General features: G+C 67.1%; 11 protein-coding genes and 1 pseudogene. 5 read left to right on the top strand and 7 right to left on the bottom strand.

The features are described 5' to 3' along the window. Window positions 1–135: 135 nt before the first annotated feature. Complete coding sequence (locus E0W80_RS05480; RefSeq protein ID WP_131491624.1) at window positions 136–564, top strand: hypothetical protein; 429 nt, start codon at window positions 136–138, stop codon at window positions 562–564. A 2-nt stretch (window positions 565–566) separates the two neighbouring features. On the opposite strand, the gene E0W80_RS05475 is transcribed toward E0W80_RS05480, so the two are convergent. The 4 genes from E0W80_RS05475 to E0W80_RS05460 form a co-directional block, all read right to left on the bottom strand. Further along, the gene (locus E0W80_RS05475; protein WP_131491623.1) at window positions 567–1052 is read right to left on the bottom strand and encodes a hypothetical protein; all 486 of its coding nucleotides are present in this window, start codon (window positions 1050–1052) and stop codon (window positions 567–569) included. Next, window positions 1049–1636, bottom strand: coding sequence for an RNA polymerase sigma factor (locus E0W80_RS05470; protein WP_131491622.1), 588 nt, complete (start codon window positions 1634–1636; stop codon window positions 1049–1051). Before E0W80_RS05470 ends, E0W80_RS05475 begins: the two co-directional genes overlap by 4 nt. Before the next feature lie 71 nt (window positions 1637–1707). Beyond that, window positions 1708–2058, bottom strand: a complete 351-nt coding sequence (locus E0W80_RS05465) for a helix-turn-helix domain-containing protein (protein WP_165875399.1) — start codon at window positions 2056–2058, stop codon at window positions 1708–1710. 400 nt (window positions 2059–2458) lie between these two features. Beyond that, on the bottom strand, window positions 2459–2755 hold the full coding sequence (locus tag E0W80_RS05460; RefSeq protein ID WP_131491620.1) for a hypothetical protein: 297 nt from the start codon (window positions 2753–2755) through the stop codon (window positions 2459–2461). A 293-nt stretch (window positions 2756–3048) separates the two neighbouring features. Between E0W80_RS05460 and E0W80_RS05455 the strand changes: the two genes are divergently transcribed. The 3 genes and pseudogenes from E0W80_RS05455 to E0W80_RS19540 form a co-directional block, all read left to right on the top strand. Further along, window positions 3049–4350, top strand: coding sequence for a hypothetical protein (locus E0W80_RS05455; RefSeq protein WP_131491619.1), 1302 nt, complete (start codon window positions 3049–3051; stop codon window positions 4348–4350). Next, on the top strand, window positions 4350–4847 hold the full coding sequence (locus E0W80_RS05450) for a hypothetical protein (RefSeq protein WP_131491618.1): 498 nt from the start codon (window positions 4350–4352) through the stop codon (window positions 4845–4847). Before E0W80_RS05455 ends, E0W80_RS05450 begins: the two co-directional genes overlap by 1 nt. 348 nt (window positions 4848–5195) lie before the next feature. Continuing rightward, window positions 5196–5424 (top strand): annotated as a pseudogene (locus E0W80_RS19540) (hypothetical protein); the annotation flags it as partial. A 530-nt stretch (window positions 5425–5954) separates the two neighbouring features. On the opposite strand, the gene E0W80_RS19345 reads toward E0W80_RS19540, so the two are convergent. Both E0W80_RS19345 and E0W80_RS05440 read right to left on the bottom strand, forming a co-directional pair. Next, window positions 5955–6155 carry a GNAT family N-acetyltransferase gene (locus E0W80_RS19345; protein ID WP_276320533.1) on the bottom strand — a complete coding sequence of 67 codons (201 nt, stop codon included), beginning with the start codon at window positions 6153–6155 and terminating at the stop codon, window positions 5955–5957. A 78-nt stretch (window positions 6156–6233) separates the two neighbouring features. Further along, window positions 6234–7037: an SDR family oxidoreductase gene (locus E0W80_RS05440; protein WP_131491617.1), complete on the bottom strand. Its 804-nt coding sequence runs from the start codon at window positions 7035–7037 to the stop codon at window positions 6234–6236. Between the two features lie 180 nt (window positions 7038–7217). Between E0W80_RS05440 and E0W80_RS19100 the strand changes: the two genes are divergently transcribed. Continuing rightward, complete coding sequence (locus E0W80_RS19100) at window positions 7218–13241, top strand: DUF5979 domain-containing protein (RefSeq protein ID WP_165875398.1); 6024 nt, start codon at window positions 7218–7220, stop codon at window positions 13239–13241. Here E0W80_RS19100 and E0W80_RS05430 read toward each other — a convergent pair. Next, window positions 13181–14131, bottom strand: coding sequence for an isoprenylcysteine carboxylmethyltransferase family protein (locus E0W80_RS05430; protein ID WP_240740463.1), 951 nt, complete (start codon window positions 14129–14131; stop codon window positions 13181–13183). The two genes, E0W80_RS19100 and E0W80_RS05430, sit on opposite strands and share 61 nt — an antisense overlap. Window positions 14132–14137 lie beyond the last annotated feature (6 nt).

The following is a 14137-nucleotide window of genomic DNA, read 5'->3' as shown; positions in this document are numbered from 1 at the left end:
GTGTCCCTACGACCATGGTTCGCGACCGCTGCAGTCATCGCAACGTTTGCGTTCGCCACCCCGACCTCTGCCCTTGCAACAGCTGAACCAGCTGCCTGCACCGTCGCCGGCGTCGCTGTCCCAGACGGTGATCCGTTGCCTGAGGAGATCCCGACGGTGATGTCCTGTTTCGACTCGATGGAGGAAGCCGAGCAGTTCATCGAAGATGGCGCTCCCGACGACCTTGAGCAGGTCACCGAGGCCGGCCCGACCTCACGTGCGGCGGCCGCGACGGTCGTCGTTGGCAGGGCGTGGACGGGAACCTCTCGTTCCGGCACCGTGCTCATCCACTACGGATCCGGTACGGGGTGCTACGGCGTCACCTTCGGGTTCCCGACCATCGCGTCAACTTGGAACAACAACATCCGATCTGCTGAAGGACTGAGCAATTGCTGGTCGTCTCAGTACGACGGGACCAGTTACACCGGTTCCGTGATCACCTGCACGCCCTATTGCGCCACCCTCGGATCTTTCGCCGCAAAGACCTCGTCCATCGTGTACCGGCCTGTGGGGACCTGGCCCTGACCTCAATCCTGGAACGGGTGCAGTCTCAGCACTGAGCATTCGATGATGCCGGGAACGACCGCAGCCTCACCTTCGTCGGTGACGCACGTGGTGAACTCCTTCGGCGCGACTGCAGACGACGGTGTGGCGTCCAGCGGGTCATGATCCTCGAAGGCGCCCCCTTCCCACATATCGACGCAGAGTGCCTCGGCGTCCGTGATGGGAATAACGCCGTCTGGTGTGGCGACACTCGCCGCTGCACCAGACAGCGTGCCGTCGGAGTTGCGATACGGGCCTTCGAGACAGTGAACAACGCTGGTCTCAGTCACGGGCTTCTCCTCGAGCAGCACCACAGCGGCGACACCTGCGCCGGCGACAGCGAGAATACCGCCGGCGATGGCGGCACGGCCCCAGATGGTCTTCCACCATTTCGGACGGGAAAGGTCGTGGCGCATCTGCTCGATGAGGAGACCTTGGACTTCGCGATGATGCGGCATGCGGTCTGTCACGCGCGGGCCTCCTCTGATGTGGGAGCGTACTGCTGCAGTGCTCCCCGCAGCCTGGTTTTCACTCGGGACAGCCGGGATTTCACCGTCCCCGCAGGCACGCCGAGGACGACGGCAGCCTCTGCAAGCGGAACCTCCTGGATGACGCAGAGGATCACGACGCTCGCCTCGCGGTGGTTCAGCTCCAGGAGTGCGTCACGCACGCTCTGCGAGATCTTCAGGGAATCCATCGCCTGTGCGACCTCGTCGGCATGGTCGGGCACGTGGTCGTCGTGCGGTATCCGATTGAGCAATCGCTGATAGCGGCGGCGACTTCTCTGACTGTTCTTGGCAGCGAAAGACGTCGTCGCGAGCAGCCACGGCAACACCGAGCCGTCCACGATGCGCACCTTGTCGCGTTTGCGCCAGAGTTCGAAGAAGGCGGTGGCGGCGACCTCCTCGGCATCCCACGTGGATTGCATCAGCACGAGCGACATCCGAAACACCGGTGCCTGATGGCGGTCGTGCAGCAACCGGTACGCCGGCTCGTCACCGCGGGATAGTCGGAAGAGGAGCTCGCCGTCTGTGGATCTACCCGACTCTGACACGATCTCACCTCACACGCTTCGGCCGACATCCAGACCTTCTTCGAGTCTATGACGCGTGTGAGAGGCACGGTTCAGGCGGCGAGGGTGACGTTGAGGTCGCGGCGTGCCTGACGAGGTGTCCTGTGCAGGTACCGGTGGCACTGCGCACGGAACGTCTCGTACGTGCCGTAGCCGCAATGGACGGCGATGACTGACATCGACACTGTGGGGTTGCGGGCGGCCATGATCACCACCTGTTTCAGGCGGCGCCGCCCGAGGATCTCCGCGACACCGGGACCGCCCGCGAACGCCCGGTCCAGTTGCCGTCGGGACACGTACAGTTCCTGGGCGAGCCAGACCGGATTGACGTCCGGTCGCTTGAAGTGCGCTTCGATGAGGGCGAAGCACTGCTCCCGAAGAGCTACTAGATCAGTGGACCCCATACTTCGAGATGTCCGGCAGTCACCGTCTGGTTCCATAATCGACGCACACACATGCGGTGAGGCTATTCGCTGGCGCTGTTCTCGTCGCCCAGGGGCGTCAGAGTCAGGCGGTCAACGATGTCCTCCGGCGTCAGTCGAGCATTCTTCAATGCTTCTGCGACCGGCGCGCGCCGCGCCTTGACGTCCAGGGTCGCAGCGTCTGGAGGTGAGACCACAAACGCTCCACGTCGACGGCCAGCGCGAGCACGTTTGCCGGCGTGACTCGCCATGTACCGGGCTCGGCGAGAGCCATGGCTGTCCGGTTCACGAGAGTTCGCGGGGAGATCATCACTGCGGCGCTTCCCGTGGGGATCGCTGCGACGTCGCGGTCATGGGCGACAAGGCCGAGATGCCCGTTGACCTACCGTACGTCGTCCGCGCCGATGAGGCCTGCGGGAGCGTGCTCACTCTTCGCTTCGAGGCTGAGCCAGAGGTGATCATCCCAGCACCACTGCGAGTCCGTTCGGGCGACGCCGGTAGGCTTGCTGGCGTCGGCGCCGACGAGCTTTCCGGGAGCGCTCAGTGCCGGCTCATACGTGCCGTGGTCGATGGCCCCGAGCCCGGAGATCATTTCGGAGATGATCTGCGACAGCCGGGCGGGAGATGGGCAGAAGGTCATCACCCGCTCCGTCAGAGCGCTGATGGTGCAGCGTGGCACGGAGTCTTCCGACCTCGTGACAACCACCTTCACCGGCGACTGGGGGGTAAGCATCGACAGGTACACGCGCCCGAAGATGTGAGCGCAGAATTTGAGACAGATAGCTCGTTCTGCTTTCCTGCGGAGAGCGCTCGTCGCCTGGCAAGGCTGGGTGCCCTCTCCCAATGTCGGCCAAATGGTGGACAGCGCCCGAAACCCTTACGCCGTTAGCGTGCCGGGAGGAATCCCACAGGGGGATCCGTTGAGGAGGGCACGTGCGCACCGACAGACGAATGCGACCTTGGGCGATGGGGGTGAGCGCTGCCATTGTTGCCGCGCTCATCGGAGGCGGCATCCAGTCCGCCCAGGCGGAGGAAGCGGAGGGAACCGACAGCATCACGGTTGACGCGATGAGTGCGATGGACGGCGTCTACCAGACGGAAGACGGGCAACCCATTGAGGTTGAAACCGAGGCTGGTGACATCGCCGAGCGCACCATCACCGGTCGCACGGCCTCCGGAGAGCCGGTGCAGATCATCATCCAGTCCTCAGGGCTCTCCGATGAGGACATGCAACGACTGCAGGAGGACGCAGACTCCGGCGCCGACGAGGCGCCGAGCGGGTATAGCGAAGTTGAGCCCGGGCCCCAGGAGGAGACCCTCGAGGCAGCCCCGCTCGACCTCGATCCGAAGAACTGGACGACCGTCAGTGTGGTCGCGACAACTTCGAGCACTGCATCATTTGCCTGGCCGGACAACGCAGGGTTCGATGCCATCGTTGACGGGGCTTTCGAGGGCTCCAGCCGCGGGGGCGAGCTCGTGCTCACTGATCTCAACCCGGGGCAGGAGTACTCCGTTGAGCTCCTGGCGACGTCGGGGGCGGCGCGGACCGCTGATGGCCTCGAGCAGACGTCTAGTCGGCTTATGAGTGTCACCACCTTCACCGGATCAGAGGCGAGGGACGAGGACCGCCTGATCTCGCCGCTGACGTACCAGCCCTACTACAACCAGTTCGTGCACAAGACGTTCATTCCGGACGCACGCGTCGGTGGAGCGCAGTGCAACTGGGTCAACTTCGCCTATGAGTTCGGCGGCGATAATCGTTCGTGGGTGATGCCCGGTATCGACGAGCCGTGGGGCCCCGCGAACTACCGGACGCTGATGTTCGTGAACATCAACTGGGACAACCCTGCACCGTACGACGTCCTGACCGTTAAGAACGTCGGCCCGACACGAGTCCTCAAGAACGGTGTCGTAGAACGCACCCTCTACGCGAACATGGACAACATGAAGTTCGAGGAGCCGTCGGCCGGCGCTTCCTACGCGCAGATCTACCTGCGGCACAACGCGGGGAACCCCGGATGCCAGTTCTTCGACGTGGCCTACGGTGGAAAGATCAGCTACGGAGAATGGGTACAGTTCTACCGCAGCGGAACGATCACCGCGAACGGGTACCGGCTTCCGGCCCCAGCTCACGAGTTGTACGGTGCGTTCACGAACGCTACCGGCAACAACGTCTGGCGCGTGATCTCTCGGCGGGCGAACCAGGGCTTCCAGTGCCTTCTGGGCAACGCCTTCTGCCCGCTCGACTTCTATGAAATGAGTGCCGTTTACTGATGAGTACTAGCGAACCCCGGCTGCAGCCACATGCGTCGAGCGCAGAGCATGTCCTCACTGCGGGGGCGGCGATTGCAGTCATCTCGGGCGTGATCAGTCTCGTCAGTTGGGCGGCGGCCGGGGCTTCGCTGGCAACTTTCTCGTCGGCAGCGACGGCGGCAATGTCCGCGTTCGCGGCCGGCGCGGGCGTACGAGCACTGGGCGGGCTGATCACGCGGTTCTCTGATCGAATCGGAGTCATTCTGCTCGGCGACCTGGGTGCCGTCCTCATCGCCGCAGCCGTCGTGCTGGCAGCAAGCGTCCTCCACGATTCCTCGGGATCTGGGACACTCACGGTCGTCACGACACTCGGGTTTCTCTTGCCGGCTGTTGCAGTCCTGTCTCCGCTCGTTGCTCTCGTGACCCATCACACGAGGGTGCGTCTGGTGGTCTACGCCGGGGCGCTGTCGCTCTTCGCCGCGAGCCTGGTCGGGTACGGCGCACTGGCCTGGAGGTAAGTCGCAAGCTCCGGTAACTCTGGGCGGGTGGCCTGTTCCGCAGCGTTTGGGGCGGACTGCGCGAGTTGAGCCCGCTGAAGTGCCAGGCTTGGACTCATTGCAGGGATTCAGACCATCTGGATCCGATGTGAGGCATAGTGGGCGCAGCCCGGCATAACGTAGGCGAGGACGGCCTCCGCCGCCTTGAGCGGGGGGGCCGAAGAGGAGGCGGGGCCGTTCCCGAGCCTGCGCGAGTTCGCGCTCCAGCGCGCTCGGAGTCATCTCTGGCGGATGAAAACTTCCCTGAGGGAGGTACCTGAGGCCCAGCGTGGCCCTCTCGTGACCTTAACGGGGTGTTAGGCGCCGAGCCTCTCGGAGAGCCGGCTGGCGCTGAGGCTCGTCCAGGCCTCTTCGAGGTGCACCACACGCACGTTACTGGTCGGCTCGATGTACATGTGGACGCACTTTTCCGCACTACGGAGTTCTGGCCGGGAGGCTCGGCGCTGCCGGCGTCGCCCCTACGACCACGATGCTCGGCGTCGCACGCCTCGCCATCCCCGGGCAGATGGCCGAACTCGAGGGAACCGCGGTCGCATGACCAGACGTCGTCGTGAGCATCGGTGTGTTCGTCGGCTCGGGGTAGGTCTGCAGGATCCGTGATCCGGCGCTTTCCGGAAGGCCCATGAGCAGACGGGCGTTGGCGACTTTCAGCGCGCGTCCGACGCCGCGACCGCGCACCCGCTCTTCGACGAAGGTGTCGTCCTGATGCACGATCTCGGGATCAGAGCGGGAGAGCAGGATCTCCGTGTACCCGACGGATTCCTCGCCCGCACGCGCCAGACTCCGCACCAGGATGTATCCCTGTTCGGACATACGTTGCTCGTTGCGGCGGACGGCTTGGACATCAGGGCGCATCGTCGCGCGGGTGAGAGTGCCCATCGGCACCTCGTCCGACACGCGTGATCGAAGTCGCGCCCACCCTTCGAGCAACTCATCGGGACAGGGCCCGGACCACGAGCGGATGTCGATGTCGTCAGGATGTTCGTCCTGGTCGGCAAGCGTTCCTTCGGATATCGGAAGGCCGACGATCTGTCGGCTCTCGCGGCTGCCGACCCTCAGTCCAGCGGACTAGGCGAACGAGACTCTGTCATCGGAATACGTCTCGGCGCGGATCACCGTGGCCGAGGGTCGCAGTGCTTCCCTCACGGCGCGGAGCAGTGCCCCGCCGATCCCGCGCCGCCGGTGATCATCGCGGACAGCGATCTCGACCTCGGCGGGATCGCCAGGGTGCACGTGCGCTTCGGCCGCGCCGACCGCGACCCCGTCGATGTCTGCGGATCGACCACTTCGATCTTCACTTCACCCACAGTCACCTCCTGTCGCCGACGCAGGATCGATCAAGCGACATCACCCGCGCGGGGCGTCGTTCCAGGACCAGATGTCGTCTCCACGCAGGACGGCATCGGCCCCGCCGTCGTAGTAGATCGTCTGGCCGGCCATGTGCGTGTTCGCCGGGCTCGTCAGCCACACCAGGAGCTCGGCGATCGACGAAGCCGGCTGGTGGTAGTTGAGCGGCATCGGCACCGCGGCGTCGACCTGGGCGAGGCCCTCGGGGCTCGCGAGCAGGCCTGAGGTCATGGGCGTCGTGACCGTGCCGGGGGCGACGGCGTTGAGCGGGATGCCGGCTCCGGCCCACGCCGTCGAGACGGATTCGCGGCGCACCCAGCGTGAGAGGGCGCGCTTGCTCGAGGAGTAGTTGACGTAGCCGGTCTCGGGGGTGGCTGCGAGTCGGTCGCCGATCGTCAGCGCCAGGGACTCGTCGCCGGCCAGAGCCGCATCGACGAGTTCGGCCGACACCGGGTGCAGCGATGCCATCGATGACACCACCGCGGCGCGCGGCTGATCCGCGAGGCTCAGCTTCGGCAGGAGTGCAGTGAGGAACTCGGTGACGCCGAAGTAGTTGATCGCCACCGTCTTCGCGATCGGTGCGGAGATGCCGGCGCAGGCGATGACCGCGTCGATGCTGCCGCCTGCAAGAGCGATCACATCCTCCGCCGCGGTGGCGCGACCCTCGGCGGTCGACAGGTCTCCGGACACCTCGACGCCTGCGAGATCGACGCCGATCACGGTGTGTCCCTGTGCGCGGAGCAACTCTGCGGTCGCGGCGCCGATGCCGGATGCCGCGCCGGTGATGACGTATGTGCGGGTCATGGGTCCTCCTGGAGTGCGGAACGTCACGTGTGAGGCCACTATCCCAGAGGTCGTGGTCGTCCTCACCCCGCGCGGGTGAGAGAGCGTCCACAACCCCTGGTAGAGAACCATCTCGGCTCCTAAACTCCAGACGACACGCACGCCTTCGTTGCCCTGCGGCTTCCCCACGAAACGAGCACCATGTCCACGACGTCTCGACCCGTTGAACACCGACTGCGCCGCCTCCTGCTCGCTCTCGTCGCGATCTTCGGACTCGTCGGGGCCGGGTTCGCCGTTCCCCTCGCCGCGCAGGCCGTGGAGTCGTCGCTGCGGATCGACAAGCGCGTCGACGATCTGGAAACGCAGGACAGTCTCCAACCCGGCGACGAGTTCACCTACACGGTCGACCTGGTCTGTGACGACGTGGACTGCCTCAACGTCGTTCTCACGGACACGCTGCCCGCCGAGTTCGCGGGCTTCCAGTTCGTCGGCTCCTCGTACACGCCCTCCACGCTCCCGTTGACCGCGACGACGACCGGGTGCGTCGAAGAAGGCGGCGTGCCGGTCGAGGTCAGCGACGACTGCACGGTCCAGGTCGTCTTCCAGCAGCCGGTGGACGGCGGGATCGGACTCGAAGCAGGCGGGACGTTGAAGCTGAGCGTCGTGCTGCGCGCGCCCCTGGATCTTCCGGCCGACTGGGCGTACAACGGCGACACCGTCACCAATACCGCGACCGCGGACTGGGACAACGGTCCCGGAGACGTTCCGGCGACCATCCAGGACAGTGCGGACGCCGTCGTCACGGTCGAGACGGTCATCGGTGTCGAAGCCAGCAAGAGCTGGTTGCCCGAATCCCAGCAGTTCGACCCGGGCGTGACCTCGACCATCACGATGGGTGCGCAGAACCAGTCGAACGTCGGGGCCGATTCGCTCGTGATCCAGGAGCCCACCAGCGCGGTGGACGGGGCGACGACGCTCGGCGCGGACAACCCCTTCCGCATCGTCGACTTCCAGGGATTCGGCGCGACGAGTCTGCCTCCTGCGGCCACCACGGTGCAGGTCGACGTCTACACCTACGACGAGGTCGCGGGCACCTGGAGCTGGCAGCCGGGCACGCCCGCCGCCACCCCGGCTCTTCCGGCAGGGACGGATCCGGCGGATGTCGGCGGTATCCGGCTGACGTACGCCGGGGGAACGGTCGAGTCCGACGCCGCCGCCTCGACGGCCTTCGTCGTGGAACAGCGCGAGACGGATCGCAACGACGACAGTTCGCTGGCGGGCGGCGACACGGTCACCAACAGCATCACCTCCACCGTGAACGCTCCCGGCGGCGCGACGGAGAGCGATGTCGCAACGGCTCCCTACGAGATCGGAGCGCTGACCGTCGATGTGCTCGCGGGCAAGACGATCACCCCCGCCGAACTCGCTGCGGGCGGAGAGGCCTCGGCCGAGCTGACGGCGACGAACACGTCGAACGGCCCCGTGCAGAGCCTGACGATCTCCGACGTGGGCTTCTTCGACGCCGACATGGTCTTCGGCGGCTTCCCCTCCGGCATCGACTACCCGGCAGGCGCCACCGGAGGCACGATCACCTGGTACATCGACGGAGTTCCGCAGGCCCCGGTCGCCTTCGCGGACGGCTCCTCCCCGGTACCGCCCGCGGGCACGGTCACCGGCTTCGTGATCGAGTTCACGGGGCAGATCCCGGCGACCACCGTGGCGACCGTCGATGTCGCCATCGAGCCCGGGCTGTCACTCGTCAGTGAGGCGGCACCGACGCATCAGCGCACGAACACGATCGACGTCACGGCGACGAACGACGTGGGGACCGCCGACAGCGAGGCGTCCGATGACATCGGGGTCTACTATCCGCAGATCGGCGTCGCGCTCGACAAGCAGATCACACCGGGAGGCGCGGTCGAGCCGGGCAACAGCGTCGTCGCCAGCTTGACCGCGACCACCCAGACCGGCGTCGCACAGGTCGATTCGACCCAGATCGTCGTCGAGGACTCCTGGCGCGACGACCAGACCGACGACTTCTGGAACGCCTTCGACATCGTGGCGATCGCGCCGACCCAGGTTCCGCCGAACACCACGGCCACCGTCGAGTACCAGCGTCCGGACGGTTCCTGGGTCACTCTCGCCACGGTCAGCACGGGCGCGACTGCGGAGACGTTCCAGATGAGCCGCGCGGAGTTCGCCGCCGCACTCACCCCACCCGACGTGCCCTCGGATGTCACGGGCATCCGCTTCACGTTCGACAACCCCGACGGGTTCGCGCAGGGGTTCAGCGTCGTGCCGAACCTGGTGTTCGATGCGCGGACCGATCTGCGCGACGGATCCGGCCCCACCGACCCCCGGGACGACCCGGAGGACGAACAGTCGGCACAGGTGCCCACCGTCTACGAGAACGAGGCCAGCGCGCAGAGCCACGGTGAGGTCGACGGTCTTCCGGACGGGATCGACAGCGATGTCGTCACCGATCAGGACACGATCGGCGTCCAGACCCCCGCCACGGACGAGGGCGTGGGCATCGACGCCAACAAGCGGTGGGTCCAGACGAGCGACAAGACCACGGATGTCGACTTCCTCGATGCGCAGTCCGGCGCGATCGTCTCGACGCGCAACGAGTGGCGGACCGGGACCAGGGGCATCGACACCCTCGTGCTCACCGATCCCGCCACCACCCCGGACTCGGATCCGCCCGGGCCGGCGAGCACCGTCTTCCAGGCCTTCGATCTGCTGAGCGTCGATCCGGTCACCCTCGAGGACGACCCGTTGCTCGCGTGGGATGACATCACCGAGGTCTGGCTGTTCGTGGACGGTGCATGGACCCCGATCGCCGCACCCGGGGGCTCCTGGATGGGGGCGGACGGGTTCGTCGGCTACACCCTCACGCCGGAACAGACCGCCGGCACCACGGGTGTCCTGATGATCTATGAGCCGGACGATGCCGCACGGGCCGCGAGCACGGATCCGACGAGACCCGAACCCGGCTCCGGACTGGCGACGTCGGCGGTCGGGCAGTACCGGCCGACCTTCCTCACCTGGGAGCTGCGCAACGTCGTCCGCGACGAGACCGCGACGGCGGACCGGTGGGTCAGCGCCGATGAGACGTTCAACGACCCCGACCCCGGCATCGTCTGGAACAGCCTGCGCGGCGACTGGACGTCGGCGGCGGGGAACGGGAGCGACATCGAGCAGGACAACATCACCCTCATCGACCAGCCTCCCCTCGTCTCGGTGGACAAGACGGTCACCCCCGCGACGGTGACGATTCCGGAGTCCGCCGACGTGGATCCCGCGAACTATCCGAACGTGACCTTCGACATCGAGGCGAGGAACGACAGCACGGCGCGCGCCTCCTACGTGCGGGTGACCGACCCGATCCCCTGTGTCGCCGGTGCGGCGGACCAGTGTGTGAGCGCACCGGATGCCTGGGCGGACGATCCGTTCGACGGTGCGGACTACGACCCGGACACCAACCCGTACGAGCGGGTCGACGTGCAGTCGCTCTCCTTCACCTACCCGGCGGACCAGGTCGACCCGGACGCCTCGACCGTCACCCTGTGGGACCGCGCGGCGGACGGGACGCTCAGCACCCGCACGCTCTCCCTCACCGACGCGGGAGCGCTCGCCACGGATGCGCTCGCGACGGTGGTCGGGGTCAGCGTCGTCTTCCACGGCATCGATCCGGCGACCGAGGGCGGCAGCATCCGTGCCGGCGAGGATCTGGGTATCGAGATCGTCACCAAGGTGCGACAGTTCGAGCGCTCGGATGCGGATCAGCTCGTCGAGCCCGGCACCGTCGCCAACGACGTCATCGCCCAGTCCTACGACCCCGTGCTGACGCCTTCCGGCAACGCCTCGACTCCGAGCGACACAGCGAACGACACGGTGGTCCTCGTCAGCGCTCTGCTCGACGCGACCCTCGCGAAGAGCATCGATCCGGATGCGATCCTCGAGACCGAGCTCGACGACCCCGTCACCGTGACGCTGGAGGCGACGGATGGCGCGTCGACCGCGGCCACCCAGCAGGTGACCATCACGGACGCCGACGCGGACTTCTGGAACGGCGTGCAGCTCGCGCCCGACCCGGCGCTGAGCACCGTGCTGCCCGCCGGCGCCGATCAGGTGCGGGTCGATGCACTCGTGGGCGCCACCTGGGTGGAAGGGGCGTTCGCGGCGACCGCGGCACTCCCCGCGGGCACGGACCCGGCGCAGATCATCGGTCTCCGGGCGGTGTTCCGCAACGCCGCCGGCGAGGTCTTCTCACGAACGGCCCCTCCGGAGGACTGGACCGCGCAGCTCGCCTTCGACGTCGTTGTGCTGGCGACCCAGCGCGACGGATCCGCGCTCGTTCTTCCGTCCGCATTGCCGAACGCGGCGACGGTCGTGAGCGAGAGGCTCGATGGGCTGTTCGCCGACGCAGATGCCGACGCCGACGCCGAACTGGCGATCGACCCCGGGACGCACCAGATCGACGTCGTCAAGTCGCAGCCCGGATCGAGTCACGTCGTCTCCATCGGTGCGAGCCTCCCGTGGACGCTGCAGTTCACGAACACCGGGACGGGGTTCCTCACGATCGACCAGCTCGAGGACACGCTCCCCGAGTACCTCGATTGGGACTTCTCCCCTCCGATCTACCAGACCTCGGCAGGTGGAACGCTGTCGACCGACGTGTCCGCGTTGATCGACGACACCGGGAAGAACGTGACGTTCACCTGGCCGGACGGCGGGAACCGGATGTCACCCGGTGAGGTCTTCACGATCACCGTGAACCTCGTGCTCGCTCCGGGACTCGCTCTCGACGGTTTCACGACCAACACGTTCGTCGTCACCACCGAGGAAGAGCTCACCGCGTGCACCAACGCGTCCGGGAACGGCGAGGGCACGGTGCCCGACCTGGGCCCCGATCAGTGCGGCACGACCAACTACGTGCAGCCGTCGCCGGGCGGATCCCTCGCCGCGTACAAGTACGTCAAGGGTGAGATCTACGGTGATCTGGTCGACGGTCAGGTCAACCTGAACAACCCCGACGCGGCCTGCCCGCTGGACCCCGACGGATACACCCGCACGCCGTGCGCTGCCTACACGGCGGTCGGCGCGACCGACGACTGGCGGCTGTCCGTCGTGAACAGCGGGACCGTCGGCTTCGAGACCGTGTCGATCGTGGATCCCCTGCCGCGCATCGGCGACCGGATGCTCGCGACGGGTGGCGCACGCAACAGCACGTTCGACCCGGTGCTCCTTCCGGAGTCGCTCGCCGCGAACGTCCTCCCCAGCGGAGCGACCCTGACGCTCGATGTCACGACGTCCGCGTCGCCGTGCGTGGGGACCGGCTCGAGCTCTGCGTGGTTCGGTGATCTGCTCTGTGAGACCACCGCCACCTGGGTGCCGGTGCTCTCGTACACGGGAGCGTGGGAGGAGGTCACCGGTATCCGGGTCACGATCGACTTCACGGGCACCGCCCAGGGGGCGTTCGCGCCGGGTCAGGTGCTCGCGCTGCATTACGAGACGCAGAACGTCCCGGAGTCGACCGCGTACCCGGACCTCGCTCCGATCACCGTTCCCGACGCCGGCGGCTTCGCGTGGAACCAGATGGGCGCCGTGGGGACGGATGCGGGCGGGCGGGAGTACTCCGTGGCCCCTGTGCAGGCCGGGGTGACGCTGTTGGACGGCGACCTCGCGGTGCAGAAGGTCGTGGCCGGTGACGCCGACCGCGCGCCGGATGTCTTCGAGTTCCTGGTCGAGTGCACGGTCGCCGGGGTCCCGCTGGTGCTGCCGGACGACGGCATCCTCAGCGTCTCGAGCGCGAGCGACCTGCGCACGCGTCTGGACGGACTTCCTCTCGGGTCGGTGTGTCAGGTCTCCGAGACCGGAGCTGTCGGCGCGTTCGGAGAGGATTCCCGGATCAACGACGGACAGACCGTGACGATCACCACGCCCGCCACGGAGGGAGCGGAACCGCCGTTCTCGCAGATCGCCGCGATCACGAACGTGTATCCGGTCCTGCCTCCGGATCCGGATCAGGATCCGGGAGGTGGCGGTGGCTTGCCGTCGACGGGTCTCGATGGGCCTTCCGCGTCTCTGTTCGCCGGGATCGGGCTGTTGCTCCTCCTCGCGGGCGGACTTCTGATCGGTCGGCGGCGCTTCGGTACCGCTCAGCCCGCGGACGCGATGAGCGGTCGTCGCGGGATCCAACAGGAGACCCGTTCGCGGTAGGTGCGGAACGCCGATCCGAAACGTTCCTCGAGGTCGGCCTCCTCGAGCGGGCGGACCAGCGCGTTCCACACGAGGGAGCCGCTGAGCGCATAGACGATCACCAGCCAGGAGCCGACCATCAGACCGATGGCCACGCCCTGTGCGATCCCGCCGATCGCCATCGGATTGCGGACGAAGCGGTAGGGGCCCGTGATCACGAGCCGGCGCGGCGTCGAGGACGGCAACGGTGTGCCGGCCCCTTGCACGGCCATCGCAGTGGAGGACCAGGTCGAGAGCGCGAACGCCGCGACGAACAGGACGGCTCCGCCGACGCGGGCGGCAGGGGGGAAGGCGAGATGCAGTCCCCAGCGCCACTCCAAACCGGCGATGATCGCGGGCAGAGCCACGAGGAACGTCCCCGAGAAGACCAGGGTCTGGAGCGTGGTCTTCGACACGAGCGTCCTGGCACTGGCCTCCGCCGCCGGACGGAACCGGAACGGCCCGATGAGCAGCCATTCCGAGGGCACGCGCCTCAGGAGGAGGACGACCGCGGCCGCTGACGATCCCGCCGCTGCCGCCACCATCAGGAGGGCACCCCAGCCCGCGGTCGCCGTCACCGTGGCATATGCGACCATTCCGATCGCGACCAGCACGGTCCACGGTGCCGCGATCCAGACGGCCATCCGCACACCGCACGCGACCAGGGCCGACGCGATCACGAAGAACGGGATGTCCAGTGCGGCGACGATCCGGAAGTCGAGCGCGCCCAGCGTCGCGGTGCGGACGGCCGGAAGGGCGAACACCGCGACCCACCAGGCGGTGCCGGCGGCGGCTTGGACGGCGAAGTAGAGGCGTCCCCACGTCACGGCGCCGATCGTGGCAGACGCCGATGGTGGTTGGGTCGCCCTCACAGCGGC

The organism is Microbacterium sp. PI-1, assembly GCF_004337555.1.
Taxonomy (GTDB): Bacteria; Actinomycetota; Actinomycetes; order Actinomycetales; family Microbacteriaceae; genus Microbacterium; species Microbacterium aurugineum.
This window is presented reverse-complemented; position numbering and strand designations above follow the sequence as displayed.